The sequence below is a fragment of the Albidovulum aestuarii genome (assembly GCF_029961185.1).
Lineage (GTDB): Bacteria > Pseudomonadota > Alphaproteobacteria > Rhodobacterales > Rhodobacteraceae > Albidovulum > Albidovulum aestuarii.
The window spans coordinates 69516-87937 of the sequence record NZ_JASBQQ010000007.1; the positions used below are offsets into that span (position 1 = coordinate 69516).

General features: G+C 61.9%; 14 protein-coding genes. 8 read left to right on the plus strand and 6 right to left on the minus strand.

Translation table 11 applies throughout. The features are described 5' to 3' along the window. Window positions 1-56 precede the first annotated feature (56 nt). Both QKW60_RS15470 and QKW60_RS15475 read left to right on the plus strand, forming a co-directional pair. Entirely contained in the window at window positions 57-1340 is a 1284-nt protein-coding gene (locus QKW60_RS15470; RefSeq protein ID WP_282370013.1) for an ROK family transcriptional regulator, read from the plus strand. Beyond that, window positions 1337-2857 carry a CRTAC1 family protein gene (locus tag QKW60_RS15475; RefSeq protein ID WP_282370015.1) on the plus strand — a complete coding sequence of 507 codons (1521 nt, stop codon included), beginning with the start codon at window positions 1337-1339 and terminating at the stop codon, window positions 2855-2857. The genes QKW60_RS15470 and QKW60_RS15475 overlap by 4 nt, the downstream gene beginning before the upstream one ends. Here the strand turns inward: QKW60_RS15475 and QKW60_RS15480 are convergent. Then, window positions 2854-4164 carry a cytochrome-c peroxidase gene (locus QKW60_RS15480; RefSeq protein WP_282370017.1) on the minus strand — a complete coding sequence of 437 codons (1311 nt, stop codon included), beginning with the start codon at window positions 4162-4164 and terminating at the stop codon, window positions 2854-2856. The genes QKW60_RS15475 and QKW60_RS15480 overlap by 4 nt on opposite strands. Window positions 4165-4289: 125 nt before the next feature. Between QKW60_RS15480 and QKW60_RS15485 the strand changes: the two genes are divergently transcribed. Further along, window positions 4290-5129 (plus strand): YihY/virulence factor BrkB family protein, encoded by an 840-nt coding sequence (locus tag QKW60_RS15485; RefSeq protein WP_282370018.1) that lies wholly within the window; start codon window positions 4290-4292, stop codon window positions 5127-5129. On the opposite strand, the gene QKW60_RS15490 is transcribed toward QKW60_RS15485, so the two are convergent. The 5 genes from QKW60_RS15490 to QKW60_RS15510 all read right to left on the minus strand — a co-directional run bounded on the left by QKW60_RS15490 (window position 5123) and on the right by QKW60_RS15510 (window position 13641). Continuing rightward, entirely contained in the window at window positions 5123-8662 is a 3540-nt protein-coding gene (locus QKW60_RS15490) for a translocation/assembly module TamB domain-containing protein (protein ID WP_282370020.1), read from the minus strand. The two genes, QKW60_RS15485 and QKW60_RS15490, sit on opposite strands and share 7 nt — an antisense overlap. Next, window positions 8662-10488: an autotransporter assembly complex protein TamA gene (locus QKW60_RS15495; protein ID WP_282370021.1), complete on the minus strand. Its 1827-nt coding sequence runs from the start codon at window positions 10486-10488 to the stop codon at window positions 8662-8664. The genes QKW60_RS15490 and QKW60_RS15495 overlap by 1 nt, the downstream gene beginning before the upstream one ends. Before the next feature lie 119 nt (window positions 10489-10607). After that, complete coding sequence (locus QKW60_RS15500) at window positions 10608-11642, minus strand: ABC transporter substrate-binding protein (protein WP_282370023.1); 1035 nt, start codon at window positions 11640-11642, stop codon at window positions 10608-10610. Continuing rightward, on the minus strand, window positions 11612-12979 hold the full coding sequence (locus QKW60_RS15505) for a sensor histidine kinase (RefSeq protein ID WP_282370025.1): 1368 nt from the start codon (window positions 12977-12979) through the stop codon (window positions 11612-11614). The genes QKW60_RS15500 and QKW60_RS15505 overlap by 31 nt, the downstream gene beginning before the upstream one ends. Continuing rightward, window positions 12976-13641: a response regulator transcription factor gene (locus QKW60_RS15510; RefSeq protein WP_282370027.1), complete on the minus strand. Its 666-nt coding sequence runs from the start codon at window positions 13639-13641 to the stop codon at window positions 12976-12978. The genes QKW60_RS15505 and QKW60_RS15510 overlap by 4 nt, the downstream gene beginning before the upstream one ends. A gap of 119 nt (window positions 13642-13760) precedes the next feature. On the opposite strand from QKW60_RS15510, the gene QKW60_RS15515 reads away from it, so the two are divergent. The 5 genes from QKW60_RS15515 to QKW60_RS15535 are packed head-to-tail and all read left to right on the plus strand — an operon-like array spanning window position 13761 to window position 18361. After that, window positions 13761-14729: a Bug family tripartite tricarboxylate transporter substrate binding protein gene (locus tag QKW60_RS15515; protein WP_282370029.1), complete on the plus strand. Its 969-nt coding sequence runs from the start codon at window positions 13761-13763 to the stop codon at window positions 14727-14729. Next, a complete protein-coding gene (locus QKW60_RS15520; protein ID WP_282370031.1) occupies window positions 14726-15169 on the plus strand; it encodes a tripartite tricarboxylate transporter TctB family protein in 444 nt (147 codons plus the stop codon). Before QKW60_RS15515 ends, QKW60_RS15520 begins: the two co-directional genes overlap by 4 nt. Before the next feature lie 12 nt (window positions 15170-15181). Then, a complete protein-coding gene (locus QKW60_RS15525) occupies window positions 15182-16702 on the plus strand; it encodes a tripartite tricarboxylate transporter permease (protein WP_282370033.1) in 1521 nt (506 codons plus the stop codon). Further along, window positions 16702-18066 (plus strand): acyclic terpene utilization AtuA family protein, encoded by a 1365-nt coding sequence (locus QKW60_RS15530; protein ID WP_282370034.1) that lies wholly within the window; start codon window positions 16702-16704, stop codon window positions 18064-18066. Before QKW60_RS15525 ends, QKW60_RS15530 begins: the two co-directional genes overlap by 1 nt. Further along, complete coding sequence (locus tag QKW60_RS15535) at window positions 18059-18361, plus strand: DUF4387 family protein (protein ID WP_282370035.1); 303 nt, start codon at window positions 18059-18061, stop codon at window positions 18359-18361. Before QKW60_RS15530 ends, QKW60_RS15535 begins: the two co-directional genes overlap by 8 nt. The last annotated feature ends 61 nt before the right edge of the window (window positions 18362-18422 follow it).

The window sequence follows — 18422 nt, forward strand, 5'->3', positions numbered from 1 at the left end:
CATATGTGGAGATCTCACGGGCGGAATCGTGGATTTTTTGTTTGGCGGATTAACAAATGCCTGAGCAAGACACGCGAAATGATCAACGTATGGGTCCGGACACACATGGGTGCGGTCCATTGATCCCAGCATTGTCGGAAACGGCGCGTCCACTCCGTCAACAGATCTTTGAACGAGTCCGTGCCGCAGGCTTTATTCCGCGTGTTCAGGTCGCCAAAGAGCTCGCTATCAGTCCCGCAACCGTCACAACGCTTACTTCTGAGCTGATCGAAATGGGATTGGTTGAGGAAATTGCCACCCCGCGCGACGTAGAAAGCGGACGAGGTCGCCCCGCCGTGGCGCTGGGTGTAAGGCCGGGCGCGCATATGGTTGCCGGGATCAAGCTGTCGGATCGGGAAAACACGGCCGTCATTGTCGACTTTGCAGGGAATCTCATAGCTGACCTTGCCATGCCGCATCAGCCGGGCGCGATGGAGCTTGCCGACCTGCTGAACCTAACCGCCGAACTCGTTGACCGGGTTTGCCAGAAGGCTGGTATCGAAAGGTCAAACCTTAGCGCAATAGGACTTGGCGTACCGGGTTTTGTTGATGCGGCGGCTGGCATCGCGCATTGGTCACCGATCCTTGCCGGTCGACATATCCCGCTCGCACAGGCTCTTTCCGCCCGGATCTGCCTGCCAGTCCATATCGATAACGACGCCAATCTCGTGACTCTGGCGGAACTTTGGTTTGGCGCAGGTCGGCGCCTTTCCGATTTTGCTGTCGTCACGATCGAACACGGCGTTGGCATGGGATTTGTCCTGAATCACAGGATATACCGCGGGGCCCAAGGCTTGGGGATGGAACTGGGACATACCAAGGTTCAGCTTGATGGCGCGCTCTGCCGCTGTGGCCAGCGCGGTTGCCTTGAGGCTTATGTCGCCGATTATGCATTGGCGCGGGAGGCGACGACTGCTCTCAACTGGACCAACCGCGAAAACCGTTCGCTGAACATTCTTCTCGAAAGCCTTTACGACCACGCGAAGGCAGGAAATCAGGCAGCGCGGTCGATCTTCCACCGGGCCGGTCGCTTCCTGGCCCTTGGTCTTGCCAATGTCGTAAATCTCTTCGACCCGGAATTGATAATCCTGTCCGGTGAACGGATGCGGTACGACTACCTCTATGCCAATGAGACGCTCGCCGAAATCAAGGCACTGGCCCTGAATACCGGCCGTCCAGCACCGAAGATCGAGATTCACGCCTGGGGTGATCTGCTCTGGGCACACGGGGCGGCGGCACTTGCCTTGTCCGCTGTGACCGAAGGGCTGCTCGCCCCTGCGCGTGAGATTGCCGCACAATGAGAATACTCATTCCCGCACTGGTCTTTGCCATTCCGGCATGTGCAGAGCCTGTTTTTGTTGATCGCGCAGCAGGGTTGCCCGTGCCGCACGTTTATGACGGGGGGTGGGAACACTTCGTCGGCGGGGGTGTGGCTGTTCTGGATTGCAATCGCGATACGCGACCCGATCTCTTTGCTGCGGGTGGCGAAAACCCGGCCCGCCTATTCATCAACACTACCGCCAAGCCGGGCGAGGCGATCACGTTCGCCGAAGGAAAAGTGCTGAATATCCCAGGCACGACAGGCGCCTATCCACTAGATATCGACGGCGACGGCATCCTCGACCTAGCGGTGCTAAGGGTCGGCCCCGATATGTTGCTACGCGGCGGCGGCGACTGCACGTTCACGGATGCTTCCGCTGATTGGGGTTTTCGTCCGCGCGACGCCTGGACAACAGCCTTTTCTGCGGCGTGGGAGAACGGGCAGAACCTGCCAACGCTTGCTTTCGGCCACTATGTTGACCGCTCCAATCCAGATGGTCCTTTCGAGGCCTGCGATACATCCGACCTGTATCGCCCAGATGGCCGTGGTTACAGTGCGCCCGAAGTGATCGAGCCCGGCTATTGCGCACTTTCGATGCTGATTTCCGATTGGCAACGCAATGGCGAGCCCGAATTGCGAATCTCTAACGACCGCCACTACTACGTGCGCGGTGGCTATGAACAGATGTTCCGCCTGAACCCCCTGTTGGAACGCACAGAGGATTGGCCACATATCTCGCTCTGGGGCATGGGCATCGCCAGTCAGGACATCACCGGTGACGGGCTGCCGGAGGTGATGATGACCTCGATGGGCGATCAGCTTCTGCAGATCAACACGGGCACAGGCTTTGTCAACGCACCCTATGAGATTGGAACCTACGCCCATGTACCCTTCGTCGGCGACGATGGCCGCCCATCGACCGGCTGGCACGCGGAGTTCGGTGATATCGACAATGACGGCAGGCCGGACCTGTTCATCGCCAAGGGCAATGTCGACCAGATGCCATCGAACGCCATCCATGATCCTAACAACCTGCTCATGCAGGGACCGGACGGAAAATTCGTCGAGAAGGCAGACATTGCCGGCATCGCCACGACCGACCGATCGCGCGGCGCGGCGCTTTCCGATCTCGATGGTGACGGGCGGCTCGATATCGTCGTGGTCAACCGCCGGGCACCGATGGAAATTTGGCAGAATGAAACGCCCGATACGGGCCATTGGGCTGGCATAGAGCCTGTACTTGCAGGAAACACGCAGGCTATCGGCGCTTGGGTGGAGCTGCGTTCCGGCGGCAGGACATACACGCATGAAATCACTGTCGGTGGCGGACATGCAGGTGGGCAGGCGGGTCCAGTTCATTTCGGATTGGGGACCGAAACGAAGGCCGAAACGCGCGTAATCTGGCCCGACGGAATCGTGTCGGATTGGGTGCCTGTGCAGATCGACCGGGTGACACGCGTGTCACCGGCCGGACCCACATTGAAGCTGGATCTCTAGCGATCGACCGGCAAACCACTCGGCACAGTTTCCGGCACACCAAGCCGCCCTGTGATAGCACCCTCGTCGGTGAGTGCGTGAAGGAAGGCGACAAGGGCGTCGATATCCGCGTTCGATAGCCCTTGGCCCTTCTGGGCAACAGCCACTATTGCCGCAGCCTCCTCGGCGGTATCGAGGATCACCCAGTCCGGCTTTGTTCCGTTGAGCACCGGCAAGACGGCCTGATCACGGGAGTATCCACCCAACCCGGCAGCCGGATTAGAGTGGTGGGCAAGAAACGCGCGGATATCGGACCAGGCTCCGGCATGACCCCATGGCCCGGTGCGCATCACATTTCTCAGCGACGGGGTGCGGAAGGCATAGGCATCCTCACTGCGGTTCGTCACCCGCATACGGCCAATATCCCTTGAATGACTTTCAAACCGCTCGGCCTTGCCGGGCCCCATCTGCGGCTCTCCCATCGCATGGAATCCCTGATCCGTCTGGAACGGGCCAGAATGGCAGCTTGCACAACCGGCATCGCCATAAAAAAGCGCCATGCCCTTATCCGCCTCAGGCGAAAGCGTTTCAACGCCACGAAGCAACCCGTCGAAAGCCGAATTGTCCGCCCGCCATTCAAATTCAATAAAGGCCGCGATCGCGTTGGAGATATCCGTGAAGGCGATGCTTCGTCCGGCTGCGATTTCCGGGTAGGAACTGTTGAACATTTCCCGATAAGCCGGGATCGCGCCGACCCTTTGCGAAATGATGTCCCAGGCCCCACCCGATCCCGTGATGCGACCGCTGCGCACCGCCTTGGCGACGTCGTTCTCCTGATAGTGCCCGGCCATTTCATCCGGGGACAGAACAGGAAACATCGTTTGCGCCGAAAGGACGGAGGCAAAGCCCATCACCATCTCATCTTCCAGCGGTGTCCTGAGACCTGACGGGCGCGTCGGGTCGGTCTCTATGCGACCGTCATGGAACATTACGGTAAACTCGCGCGCACCCAGATTGAACAAGGCGGGCGCATTCCGGGGAATACGCTGTTCAGGCAGGTTCGCCGGATCTGCTCGCCGATCGGGACCAAGCCCAATCCCGCCTTCACCGAGGCCCAGCGATAGCCCGTCAGAGGTGGCAAAGCGGGGATGATGACATGTCGCACAAGAAATATTGCGGTTTCCCGATAGGATAGGATCGTAAAACAGAAGTTGACCGAGCCCGGCCTCGGCTTCGTTCACGGGCAGATAATCCGAATCCGAAACTGGCTCGGGCACGTCTGCCAGGACGGGGCTGACGACAATGGCGAGGACAAAGGACAGGCGCATTTCTATTCTCCGATTGAGCAACCTCTATCGTGAGAAATGCTCGCTGCCCAGCCAGTCGCGAAGGGATCGGCCATTGCAGGCAACCCGGCAACGCGCGAACATGGGATTGATGAAGTGGAGATTGAATGCGGCGGATGTTGGAGCCGAAATTTCTGGCCAGCCTCGCACGATCCGTCTGGCATGCCTCTGACGACCGGCATCTGGGGTTGATCGCGGCGGGGGTTGCGTTTTACACGATGCTCGCAATCTTTCCGGGCATGGCCGCGACGATTGCGATCTGGGGTTTTTTTGCCGACCCCGTGGTGATGCGCGACTACCTTTCGCAGATCCATGACGTGATACCGGATGCAGCTTACGGTGTCATTGAAGCCCAGTTGAATGCTCTTTTGGCCGCAAACTCCTCTACGCTTGGGTGGACGACCGCTGTTTCACTTTCGGTAGCCCTGTATTCCGTACACTCTGGCGTATCTGCGCTGATTTCTGGGCTGAACGCGATCCACGCCAGCCGAAGTCGCAGCGGAATCATGCGACTTGTCGGTTCAGTCCTACTGACGGTGGCGTTGATGGGTCTTTTCCTGACAGCTTTGGCAACGGTTGTGATCCTGCCCATTGCTCTGAACTTGCTGCCACTCGGTCCACTCGCCGGTTACATCCTTGCGATTTTTCCATGGGCGGTGATGTTCGTCGTGGTTCTGGTTGTGCTCGGCCTTTTCTACCGCTGGGGCCCGAACATGGATTCGCGTCATCCCTGGATCACGACCGGAGCCGTGCTTGCCGCCCTTCTCTGGGCTGCGGCGTCGATGGCATTTTCGGTCTATCTTGCAAACTTCGGTGCCTATAATCGCGTCTACGGCTCTATCGGTGCGGTGATTGCACTTCTGATGTGGCTCTATATCTCGGCATACATTGTGCTGCTTGGGGCGGCGATTAATGCAGAACGCGCCCGTCTGATCCGCGATCAGTAGTCTTTTTCATAGAACAGCCCGACCCCGGTGCCCCCATCGGATTCAAGCGTACCGCGAAGGGTCACGCCCGGACGTACATCGAGGTTGAGATTCAGTTCGGTCTTGCCTTCGCCGCCAATGGTGACATCGGTATAGACCTTCTCCGAGATATATTTGCCTGCCCGCAAAGCCGCCGTTCCATCGGCATCCGTCGTCACATCCAGATCGTCGAGACCAACCGAGTTTCTCAGTTTTGACACGACGCCCTCGCCACCCTTGCCGGCAAGGGTCGCTATAGCCGAGGCAAGCTGGGCAGCCTGAAAGGGCGACAGGTTGGTTAGGCTGCGACCGAAGAGAAGATGCGCGACGACTTCTTCTTCGGGCAGTTCCGGCGCCGAGAGGAAACGGATTTCCGGTTCCGATGCCTCGCCCTCGATCACGATTGTCGCGGTGATGCCATCGCTCTTGGATGAGGCGGCGAAGCGTATATAGGGCGTAAGCTCACCCTGAAGCTGAACAAGGCCCTCATCTATGGTGAACCGCTTGCCGAGAATATCGAGCCGCCCGCGCACGAGGTTGAACTGACCCGCCGGAATGATGTTCGCGGTGGTCCCGCCAAGGCTGAGATCGCCGTCCATCTCGGCATCGAGCCCTCGACCTCGCACGAATATTCGGCCCGGGGCCGAGATTGTCAGATCAATACCGTAAACCGGCCCACGGTCGCGCTTCGTTGCGCCTTCTCCGTCAATCCCGGCGCGCTGGCGCGTCACCCGGACGGCAGAGGGTTCGTTGACATGGGTGATGCCGCTGATTGCTGTGGCCGTGCCGAGACCGGTTGAGGGTACCCGGATTTCCGTTCGACCCAAGACTACCGCGCCGGCAATATCCGCGCCGCCTCTAAACGGACCGCGAATGGTGACGTTGCCGTTCACGGTTGTTTCATAGAGGTCGGGATCGCGCAGGCTGACGTCGGCAAGGCGGATCGCCAGATCGCCATCAAAGGGCGCGGTTAGTGCGACCGGCCCCGACAACTCAACCCGTCCGCCGCCACGCACTGTCGCGGCGCCGACCAGATTTGCACTCGCATTGGCGAGATCGGCACTCAGGTCGAGGTTCTCAAACTCTATCCCGAAGGTCGGCGCTACGAGGCGTCCACCGGCGATGCCCACCCGGCCGGACAGCGACGACAACCGGGGCGGACCTGCAAGGCGTAAGTCGAAAGAGATCGGGCCTGTGATATTGCGCGGTGCGAGGAAGGGGTTGAGGATCGCCGATTGCGCACCGCCGGTTATCGCCAGATCGCTGCTGGTAAAATCACCCGCTATCGCGCCGTCGATCCGGGCCGATGTCGCCCCCGGGCCGGTCGCCTCGATATCGACATCATACCCCGACGTGGTTTCAGCGATCCGACCCTCGGCCGTCAACGGACCCGGAAAGCCTGGTGCGATCAGCGCCATGTCGTTCAGCCGAGCTGCGACGTCGATCCGACGCTCCTCGTCCTCGATCAGCCCCTCGGCGTCCAGCGAAAGCTGCGGATTGGAAAGGAGGAAGCGATCAAGCCGCACCTTTCCGGTTTCTTCGTCGACGACTAGGCTCAGTTCCGATTTGCCGCGCAGCAGTTTGTCGGCCATTTCCTGCCCGATGCCCAGTTCGGCGCCGGTGCCCTCCAGCGTGATATGCCTGAGGTCGCCGGTCTGGTTCAGCGTCGCCTTCGCCGCCAGTGCTCCGCGATATTTGTCGCCAAGGACGCTCAGATCGGAGAAATCAAGCGTCGCAATCAGATCGCTGCCCCCGGTGCGGAGCCAGCCCGAGGCTTCGGCCTTAAGTGTCGCGGCCCTGATATCGAGACGCCGGATTTCGGTGCCCTCGGTATCGCGCCGGACAGAGGCTGTGACCCGCGCCAGCCCTGCCAGAAGCCGGTCGAGTTCCGCCTGTCCGGCGCTGAGATCGCGACTCTCGATATTGCTTTCGAGATCAAGCAGGCCAGAAAGTATCCCGGCAGAGCCACTGACATTCAAAGCGGCCGATCCGCCAAGCGGGCGATTGGCGAGATCGGAAAACCGCCCCATATCCTCGACATCGGCGGCGAGATCGCCGCTGACGGTCATGCCGTCATCCGGGCCGGTGACCGACAATCCGCCCCTGGCACCGTAACCATCCCCCGTGAGGTCGAGCACGGGGATACGCAGCGGCGTGCCCTTCAGCCAATGAAAGACCGCCTGGCCGGAAAGGCGGGACCCAAGCGCTTTTGCGATGGCCTGATCAGCCGGGCGGACCCCTTCCGCATCGAAACTGACCGTCCCGCCTGCGCGCGCTGCCACCACCCCGGCCTGACCACCGCGCGCGATTCGACCCGACCCGTCGAGCTTCAAGGTGTCGATTGTCAGGTCGACGCGTTTAAGCCCCGATACGACCCCGGCGAGTTTCCATCCATCGCCCCGCGCGGAGGCATAGCGGAAAGTCAGATCGGCCGTTCTGACAAGGGTCTTTTCCCCGGGCAGCGGCAACAGAACGTGCGATCCATCCGCCAGACCGATCCGGGCCGTCATCGCGACCCGGATCGGAAGATTGTCGGGCGCGAGACTTAGACTACCGGTCAGGTCGACACCACGCGAATCCAGTACCAGCCGTGTGAGGTCAAGCTGACCGGAGGGAAGCCGCTGACCCTCCGCCTCAAGCGAAATGTCGGTACCGAAGAACTCCTGATACTCCGGCAGGAAAAGCGGTGCGATGTCGCCCGAGATGTTGGCGGCAAACCGGCGCTCAATGCGATCGTTTTCGTTTTCTTCGGACAGAAAGGTAATCCGGCCATTCAGGCGTGGAGTGCCGTCAGTGGTCAGGGCGATATCGGTTCTGAAATCGTCGAGGACGCCGGATCCGTGGATCGCCAGTTCAATAGACGGCACACCGGGCAGGTTGATCAGATTTGCGGCGATCCCGTCGGCGCCCTCGGCCACCAGAAGGTCGAGCGTCGCCTTGCGCGTCGTATTGGAATAGCTGCCGGTCAGTGACACAGTGCCCCTGCGCCCGTCGATCCGCGCCACGGCCAGTTCGGCCGAACCTTCACCGCTCTCCAGCGCGGCCGTTCCGTTCAGGGAAACTTCGGCCTCCGCTCCGAAGAGCGGCTCACCCATAACCACCCGGTTCACGCGCAGCGTGCCGATTGACACCGAGACAGTCAGATCGGGCAGGCTGAAGCCCTTGGCCTCGGCCGCCGGGCCCTCGGCCACCGGGCGGCGCGGCAAGTCAATCTCTTCCGCCGTCAGTTCGGCAATCTCGATCCGGCCGCCCAGAAGCGCGCGCCGGTTCCAGCTAAGCGCACCATCGCGGATGGTCAGCCAGACGCCGTCTTTGTCGGCAATTGTCATCTCACTGAATGTGGCCCGCGACGACAGCGCCCCCGCAAAGCCCGTGATGCGCACGGACCGCCCCGCGCCGGAAAGATTGTCTTCCAATAGCCCGGTCAGGAAATCGCGATCCTCGGTGGAGGTGTCCTGAGCAACGGCAATGATTGGCATCAGGCAAAGAATTACAAGGAGGAGAAGCCGCCGCATCAGAAAGCCTGCCCGATGCCGACATAAAGCTGTACGCCATCGCCGGTATCACCGGAAACCGGCAAACCGACGTCAAAGCGAATGGGCCCGATCCCGGTATCGTAGCGCAGGCCAAGGCCCGCGCCGGAATGCCAGTTACCATTGCCACCCCAAAGGCCCTCATCGCTGACAAAACCGGCATCGTAGAAAGCCACGGCACCGATTTTTTCCGTAATGTCGGCCCGCAATTCGCCGGAAAGCCCGATGAAGCTCAGACCACCGGATTGCACTGTAACAGTGGGTGATTTCACGACCGGCACACCCAGCGACTGGTAGGGCTGACCGCGTACCGAGCCACCACCGCCCGAAAAGAACAGAAATTCCGGCGCGGTGTCGGCCAGATCGGGCCCGGCCAGGGTGCCAAGCTGAAACCGCCCGGCCAGAACGAAGCGATCCTCGGCCCCAAAGCCACGATAGGCGCGCGCGTCAGTTTTGAACTGGCCGCCCGACCCGGTTCCGTTGAACCCAAGAAACGGTGTGATGTCGGCACGGAGGTAATAGCCGTCGCGGGCATCCGTCGGGTTGTCGCGACTGTCCCATGTCAGTGCGGTCGGGAAAGCGAGGACATCGAAGTCTGTTGATCCTGCCGCATCTTTTGCCGTCGCATGGATGTATGACAGCCCGGCTTCGGCAAAGAGGCGGTCGTTAAGGTAGCGGGTCAGGCCGAAACTTAGCGAAAAGCTGTCGACGGATAGATCGACAATCTCGGTCCGCTCGGCCCGTGCCGCAACGAAGGCATCGGCGTCGGTGACCGGCGTTGCCGGGCGATCGATTCGTACGCCGAGGCTGTAGCCCAGATCGGTATCGGTTGCGCCGATCCGCTCGACCGCGCCATCGACACGCAGTCGCTCTGCCCCGCCCAGTAGGTTGCGGTGCAACCAGTACCCAGACAGGTTTATTCCGTCCGAGGTCGAGGCCTCGATCCCGAATCCAAAGCGACGCAGCGCCTCTTCGGCAAGCGACAGATCGACATCCAGTGTATCGCCGGGGCCGAGCCTTTCCGCCTCGGTCAGCGCGACTGAGCGGAAAACACCCGTTCTTCGCAACCGCTTGGCAACTGCTTCAAGCTCTTCAGGATCAAAGACCTCGCCGGTTGGGAAGCCTGCAATTTTCTCGATCCGGTCAAGCCGCATACGCTCCTGCCCGGAAACATGCATCTGCCCAAAGCGCACACGCGGACCGGGGGAGAGAAGTATCTCGGCATCAAGCGTGGCCGAGCGGTGATCGGCGACGATTTTCTGCCCCGACACCTGTGCCTTTGCGTGGCCTATATTCCGCCAGCCTTCGACGCCAGCCGTCGCCGCATCGACGATGGCTGTGGAAAAGGCGGGTTTGGTATCGCCATAGGCGGGTGGCAACTTTGTGCCCTTCGCATAGGGCTTCATCCGTGCCTTGGCGAAGGTGAAGCGAGGCCCGGGCTGAACCGTCACGCGGACCGTGTTGATCGTCCGTGGCGCGTCAAGCGGCGCGATGGTTGCTGCTTCGCGCCCGTCGATCTCGATCCGGATCACGCCGGAATAGTAGCCTTCGCCATAGAGCGCACCCAAAAGCCGACCGTAATCGGCCCGCGCGGCGGCAAAGAGTGACTGCGCGTCGGTCAGTTTTTCACGCTCGGCCTGCTTCAGCAGCGAGGCATTCTCGAGTGTGGAAGCGAGGTCCTTCGAAGCGCCTGGAACGGCGATGGTGAGGGAGTTCAGAGCAACGACAGGCATCGGCGTCCAAACAGCCGCCGCATAGCAAAGCGCCAGCCCGGCCGCCTTCGCCCATCCTGTCGGTCTACTCTTCACCCGCGCCCCCCGGCCGACCTTTCAGTTCAGCCCCATTCCTCGCAGCATTCTTCAGCGAGTTCCAGCGCCCCCGCAGGTCGTCGGGCGTGTTTTGGCGCAAGATCAGCGAAAACGTGAACTCAGTCGCGGTTCAGAGCCGAGGACCACTCCTCCAGAAACCCCCGACGCTTGATCGCGTCGAGGAAAACCAGAAGACCGGGGTCGAGCCGCATGGGCCTCAGATGCGGCCCGCTGGCAAGGGCGGCTTCGTCGATAGGCGGCAGTCCCGCTTTATCGCGAAGCAGCCCGCGACCCTCGGACCCCAGCAGAAAGTCCAGAAATGCACCGCCCAGTAATGGATTGCCTGCATTCTCCGGCACGAGCCCGGTCCTCAGCAATGTTAACGTGTGATCCTCCAGCTCAATCACCGTCGCATCCGCATCCCCGGCCAATCGTGGTCCGGCATAGGAGCCGAGCACATTGTAGGCCAGCACCAGTCGTCCCTGTTTCAAGTCGGTAATCATCTCGTTCGATGAGGTGTAAAGCCGTGGCGCCAGCCCGCCCATCACCTCCGCCAGCCGCCAGAAACTGTCCGATTGCCGGGCGTCCTGAGTTGCGAACAGATATCCAGCGCCGGAAAGCTCCGGGTCATAGGTACCGATACGTCCTTCGAACATCTCCGGATGGTCCCGCAGCATCTCGATCAAGTCGCGGCGGGTCTGAGGCAGGCTGAGGCCTTCGAGACCGCGCCGCGAGGTGATCAGCACGACGTTTTCCTGAGCAAATGCAAAAAGCCGGTCCTGCCAACGGGCCCAATCAGGCAGGGCTGCGGTCGGGCCGGACCGCCAGGCGGAGGCAAAGCCGTCATTGGCCAGTTTCATCTGCAGGTCCATCGCCGACGAGATCACCAGATCGAATTTCGCTCCTTCATCGTTGATGGCGGCAAAGACCTCTTGCGAATTGGCGACGGTGTAATGGATCGTGACATCCGGATTGCGGGATTGGAATGCCTCGATCAGAGGACGCATAACGGCAGTGTCGGTGGTCGACAGGATCGTCAGCTCCCGTGCCTCAGCACCCGTGGCGGGAAAGGTGACCTCCTCTTCCACGGTGAATCCGACAGCAACCCGTGTCAGCCCGAGGATCAGGCCGAGGGCAAGTAGAGCCGCGCGCATGTGCCGCCTCCTTCCCGTTCCGTGAGTTCGAACCGCCCGCCATGAGCGGCGGCGACCTCGGCGACGATGGTCAGGCCAAGGCCCGAGCCGATCACGTCGCCCGCATTCTCTCCCCTTGCAAACCGCTTGGTCAGGCGGGTCTGCTCCTGCCCCGACAGGCCTCGTCCCCGGTCGGCCACCTCTATCCGTGCGGAAGCGCCGTTGACCAGCGTCAGTTCAACGGTGGAGTCCGGAGGCGAATATTTGATCGCATTGTCGATGAGGTTCCGCAAAGCCGCCTCGATCAGCGCGCGGTCGCCCTGAACGGTGACGGGTTCCGTTTCCACCGCGATGGTCAGGTCCTTGAGATCGGCCGTCGGGCAAAATGCCTCGGCCTGTGCGATGACCAATTTCGAAAGGTCCACCGGCTCATCTGCGAGCCGGTCGGACCGCGCCACAACAGTCGCATGGTCCAGCAGCTGACCGGCCGAGCGGCTGCTTTCCTCAACGGCCCGGATCACTGCCCGCAGGGTTTCGCGCATCTCCTCGGATTTGCTTTGGCGCATGGCGATCTCGGCCCGCGCCCGAACTGTCGCCAAGGGCGTGCGGATATGGTGGGCGGCCTCGGCGATAAAGGTTTCGGTACGCGAAATCGCGCCACGCAACCTGGCAATAAAACCGTTCAGCGCCGTGATCAGCGGCTTCAGTTCGACCGGTGTCGGGTGATCCACCGCCCGCAAATCCTGCGGTCCGCGTCGCCCGACCGCATCGGCAAGCCGGTTGATCGGGCGGATGACGCCACCGGCGGTCAGAAGCGACAGGGCCGCGGCAAGGGCGAACGAGCCAAGACCGACCACTGCCGCGCGCTGGGCGACGCGCTGGGCGATGGCCTCCTGACCCTGCCTGGTCTGCGCGACCATCACCAGAACCGGTACAGGTTTGCGCGCCACCAACACCATGCGGGCCACGGCGGCAATGCGGACCTCGGTGTCGCGATAGGCGGAGGTGTAAAAGACCGGCGTCACGGCCGCTCCGGCCTCGGGCGGCGGGGGCAGATCGGCGTATCCGGTCAGCGTTTCCTGCCCGGCGTCGATCCGGTAAAAGACCCGGTCGGCACTGATCGAGCCGAGGATGGAAAACGCTTCATAGGGCAGATCGACGCTGACGCCCTCGTCCCCGCCCTGAAGACTTTCGGCAATGGCAAGTGTCGCCGCCCCCAATACGCCATCCTGCGTCGCCTCGGCCGCCTGATCGGCAACTGTGCGGACAGTGAAATAGAGCACGATGGCCAGAACCGCCGCGATGCCGAGAAGCATCAGCACCAGCCGAAGCCGGAGCGATATCGGCCTGCGGATCATTCCGCCGTCAACCTGTAGCCGATGCCCCGCACCGTCTCGATCTTTGCTCCGGAGCCTTCCAGCTTCTTGCGCAACCGCGCCACATAGACCTCGATTGCATTGTCGGTGACGCTTTCGGCATAGGAAAAGAGGCGGTCGCAGATTTGCGCCTTGGAAAAGATGCGTTCGGGCGCGGCGAGCAGAATCTCCAGAAGGCGCAATTCGCGATTCCGCAATTCGCGCATCTCACCCCCAATGGAAACGCTGGCGTTCAGCGGGTTGAAGGTCATGCCCGCGAAATGCTGAACCGTTTGCAGGGCGCTGCCGCGCCGCCGCAATACGGCACGGCAACGCGCCTCCAGCTCGGCAAAGTCAAAAGGCTTCGTGACATAATCGTCTGCGCCAAGGTCCAGCACATCAACGCGGTCCGACACCTCAGCCCGCGCGGTCATAACAATGATCGGCGTATCGCGGCCGCTTCGGCGTTCCTGCCTGAGAAAGTCGCGCCCGTCGCCATCGGGCAGCGAAATGTCCAAAAGGATCAAATCGTATTGCGCAGCCCCAAGGCAATCCTCCGCATCGGCGAGAGATCCGGCAGGATCGACGGCATGGCCATCCAGCCGCAGCCGTTCGGCCACCGATTGAGCCAGATCGGGATTGTCCTCAACCAATAGGAATCGCACACCACTTACTCCGCATGACAGGTTCCTGTCAGCTTCCCGGCGAATCGTGGGTTTTGCAAGGGGATGGGTGCAGCGGCTTTCGCACGCCTGCCCGGCAGAAAAACGTCTGGGAGGACAGAATGAAATTCACGACCTTGAAGGCGCTGGGCACCAGCGCCGCGATCAGCCTTTTGGCGGCCTCTTCGGTCTGGGCGGCGGAATGCATTGCGCCAGCCAATCCCGGCGGCGGCTGGGACTTCACCTGCCGCCAGATCGGCAAGATCCTTTACGATATCGGTCAGGTCGACGCGCCGGTCCAGGTCACCAACATGGCTGGTGCCGGGGGTGGCCTTGCCTATTCCACAGTTGTGGCTGAGCGGAACACCGACCCGGAACTGATCGTTGCAGCCTCCTCGGCCACTACGACGCGCCTCGCGCAGAAGGCCTATGGCGACGCGACCGCAGATCAAGTCCGTTTCGTCGGCGCTATCGGCGCTGATCCCGGCGTGATCGTCGTGGCTGCCGACAGCCCATTCCAGAATCTCAGCGACATGGTCGAGGCGATCAAGGCTGACCCGGCATCCGTCGCCTTCGCGGGCGGGTCTGCAGCAGGTGGTTTTGACCATATGAAGCCCCTGCAGGTCCTGAAAGCTGCAGGCTTCGACGACATCACCTCGGTCAAATATATCGGCGTCGATGGCGGTGCGGATGCGATCACCCAGACTGTGGGTGGCTTCACCCAGGCGATGACCGGCGACATGTCAGAAATCGTGGGCTTCATCAAGTCGGGCGAAGTGCGCGCGCTGGCCGTCCTGACCGAAGAGCGTGTGCCGGGCTTCGAGGATATCCCGACCGCCAAGGAACAGGGATTTGACGTTGTCGCGGTGAACTGGCGTGGCCTCTATGTGCCGGGCGGTATTTCGGACGAAGACTTCCAGAAATGGGCCGACCGTCTGCAGGCCGTGGCCGACAGTGCCGAGTGGAAGCAGGCGATGACCGATAACGGCCTTGCCCCCTTCACCAAGGTTGGCGGTGACTTCCAGTCCTGGATCGACGGCGTTGTCGCCCAGACCGAAGAACTCAGCCGCGAAATCGGTGTGATCCAGTGATCCGTACCGACCGCGTCTTCGGGCTGGTCGTGATTCTTGTGGCGCTCACGTATATCGTGAGCGCCTACAACCTGCCGCCCGGCAACCTCTTTGACAAGCTGGGGCCCAAGGCCTTTCCGACCATCATCGGCGTCGGCATGATCATCTCGGCCGCCGTCCTGGTGCTGCGCCCGGATGAAGAGCCTGAATGGCCCGCCCGTCCGACCCTGATGGCACTGGGCTTCGCGACGGTGGTGCTTGTCGCCTATGCCTATGCGCTGAAACCGATGGGCTTTCTGGTGCCTACGGCCATCGCCGCCGGGGTGCTTTCTTATCAAATCACGCCGCACCGACGAAACGCCGTTCTGGTCGGAATCGGCCTCTCGATCGGGCTTTTCGTGATCTTCAAATACGCGCTTGGCCTTTCGCTCTTCGCTTTCCCCCGGTCGCTTACGGGCTGACAGGAGCCTTTCATGGATATCTTCGCCAATCTCGCGCTCGGGTTTTCCGTCGCGCTGTCGCCCTGGACGCTGACGCTTGCCGTGATCGGCTGCTTTCTGGGCACCATCATCGGCGCGCTGCCGGGGCTCGGACCCTCGAACGGGGTCGCGATCCTCATTCCGATCACCTTTACGCTTGGGCTTGATGCCACGGCGGCGCTCGTCCTGCTGACTTCGGTCTATTACGGCGCGATGTATGGTGGGCGGATTTCCTCGATCCTTCTGAACATCCCCGGCGATGAACCGGCGATGATGACAACGCTTGACGGCTACCCGATGGCTAAACAGGGCCGCGCGGGCGAGGCGCTTGTAATCTCAGGCGTTGCTTCCTTCGTCGGCGCCCTTCTTGCCACCATCGCGCTGGCACTGGTTGCACCCTACCTTGCGCGCATCGCCTACAAGTTTGGCCCGGCCGAGTACTTCGCGCTCTATGTTCTGGCCTTCGCTACGCTCGGCGGCATGGCCTCCCGCAATCAGGCCAAAGCGGGGCTGGCCGCGCTGATCGGCCTTGCCATCGCGACCATCGGGCTCGACAATAATGCCGGTTTCGACCGCTTCACCGGTGGCAACCTGCATCTGAGCGACGGGGTCGATTTCCTTGTCGCGATTGTCGGCCTGTTCGCCGTGGCCGAAGTGTTCTTCTTTATCGAAACCCACGGCCGCGACAGCGCGGTCGGGGTGAAGCTGGAACGCGTCATCGTGCCCTGGGCCGAGATGTGGTCCACACGCTGGACCATGCTGCGCTCTTCCGCCGTGGGTTTCATCGCGGGGGTTCTGCCCGGCGCCGGTGCCTCGCTTGGCTCCTTCCTGACCTACATGATGGAAAAGGGTATCGCGGGTGAAAAGGGCGGGTTCGGAACCGGTGTCGCCAAGGGTGTTGCTGCGCCTGAGGCCGGAAACAACGCCGCGGCCGGCGGTGCGCTGGTGCCGATGCTGACGCTCGGCGTGCCGGGATCTGGCACGACGGCGGTTCTGCTTGCGGTCTTGATGACGCTCAACATCACCCCCGGTCCGACGCTTTTCGCCGACCGGCCAGAGGTGGTCTGGGGTCTGATCGCGTCGCTCCTGATCGCGAACTTTGTCCTCCTCCTGATGAACGTGCCGCTGGTCCGGGTCTTCGTGAAGGTCCTGATGGTGCCGCCCGCCGTGCTTCTGCCCGGGGTCACGATGATCTCTTTCGTCGGCATCTACTCGCTGTCGGGCAGCTATTTTGACCTCGTCTTGATGATCCTCTTCGGGGTCATGGGCTACGCTTTCCGCAAGATGGATATCCCGACCGTGCCGGTGATCCTCGGCATCCTTCTGGGCTATCAGATGGAAAACAACCTGCGCCATGCGATGACGCTGTCGGGCGGTGAATGGACCTATCTCTTCTCCTCGCCCATTGCTGTCGGCCTCTGGATCTTTGCCGCCGCAGGCTTCATCGCGCCGATCTTCCTGCGCGGTATGCTGCGGAGGCCGCAGGTGGCCGAGGCTGACAAGGTCACCGACTGATGGCCCGGACCCGCGTCCTGATCCCGACCGGGGCGCTGGGCCTTGCCTATGACCGCGACGCGCTGGCGCGCGGGGTGGCTGCCCGGCCGGATATCATCGCCGTCGATGGCGGATCGACCGACAGCGGCCCCGCCTATCTCGGGCGGGGCGTTTCCAAGTACTCGCGCGCCACGACCAAGGCCGAATGGCGCGACCTGATGCTGGCGCGGGAACAGGCAGGCGTGCCGCTGGTGATCGGCACCGCAGGCACCTGCGGAGCGGATGCGACGGTCGACTGGTTCTATGACATTACCTGCGAACTGGCGCAGGAACTGGGCCAAAAACTGACCGTAACCAGACTCTATTCCAGCCAAAATCCGCCTGAAACCGCAGAGGCGTTCACCGCAGGCCAGATCACCGCTCTGCCCGCCGCGCCAGAGATCGACGCGGACCTGATCCAATCTTGCTCCAATATCGTGGCCCTTGCCGGGGCCGAACAGATCGCCGCCGCGCTGAAGACCGGCGCCGATATCGCCATCGCGGGCCGCACCACTGACACCGCCATTATCGCCGCCCTGCCAATCCTGCGCGGCGCCAATCCGGGCGGTGCCTGGCACGGCGCCAAGATTGGCGAATGCGGCGCACTGGCGACGACGAACCCGGCCTCGGGCGTGATCCAGATCGATTTCGATGAGACGGGGTTCACGATGGAACCCCTCACCCCCTCCGCCCGTGCCACGCCCTACACCGTTTCCGCCCACATGCTCTATGAAAACACTGACCCGTTCCTGCTGCACGAACCGGGCGGGGTGCTTGATGTGGCCGCCGCCACATACACCGCGCTTGATGACCGGCGCGTCCGGGTCGAGGGCTCGGTCTGGCGGCCCGGCACCTACACGGTGAAACTCGAAGGCGCGCGCATTGCGGGTTACCAGTCGGTCAGCCTGACCCTCCTGCGTGACCGCAGTTATGTTGCCAATGCGCGCGGCTGGGTGGCAGAGGTCGCGGCGCGGGCGCGGGGTGAAGCCGCCGACCGGATGGGACTGGCCGAGGATCAGTTCGACATCGAACTGCGCCTCATCGGCCTCGATGCCACGCTTGGCCCTCTCGAAAAGTCGGGCCCTCTGCCGTCAGAGGTCGGCGTCCTCGCCATAGCCACCGCGCCGACCGAAGCGCAGGCAGCCGAGATCGGCAAGATCCTGAACCCTTACCTCCTTCACCATGCGCTAACTGAAGACGAACCGATGCCGACCTTCGCCTTCCCGTTCTCTCCCGCCGAAATGCCACGCGGTGCGCTCTACGAATTCTGCCTGCATCATGTGTTGACCCTCGACGACCCGATGTCGGCCTTCCGCCTTGTCACGAATGAGGTCGGTGATGATTGAGCTTGGCCAGATCGCGCAGAAGGTACGCTCTAAGAACGCCGGACCCTTCTGGCTGACAATCGACATTTTCTGCCGGAACAGAGTCGATTTTGAACGAATCTCCTCTGCGCTGGACACCGAAATGGTCGCGGCCCTCTTCCGCATCGATCCTGCGCAGGTCAAACGTTTCGATATCGCCGACCTTAACGTAGTAAAATTCTCGCTGCCCCGCCCGGCCATACAGGGCACGCGCTCTGACCGCGACATGCACGGCGCGGCTTGGGCTGTGCTGTTGGAGGAAATGGAGATCGCCTGATCCCACTTTCTGTCGGGAAATACTCCGCAGGGGGTCCGGGGGACGCGAAGTCCCCCGGCGT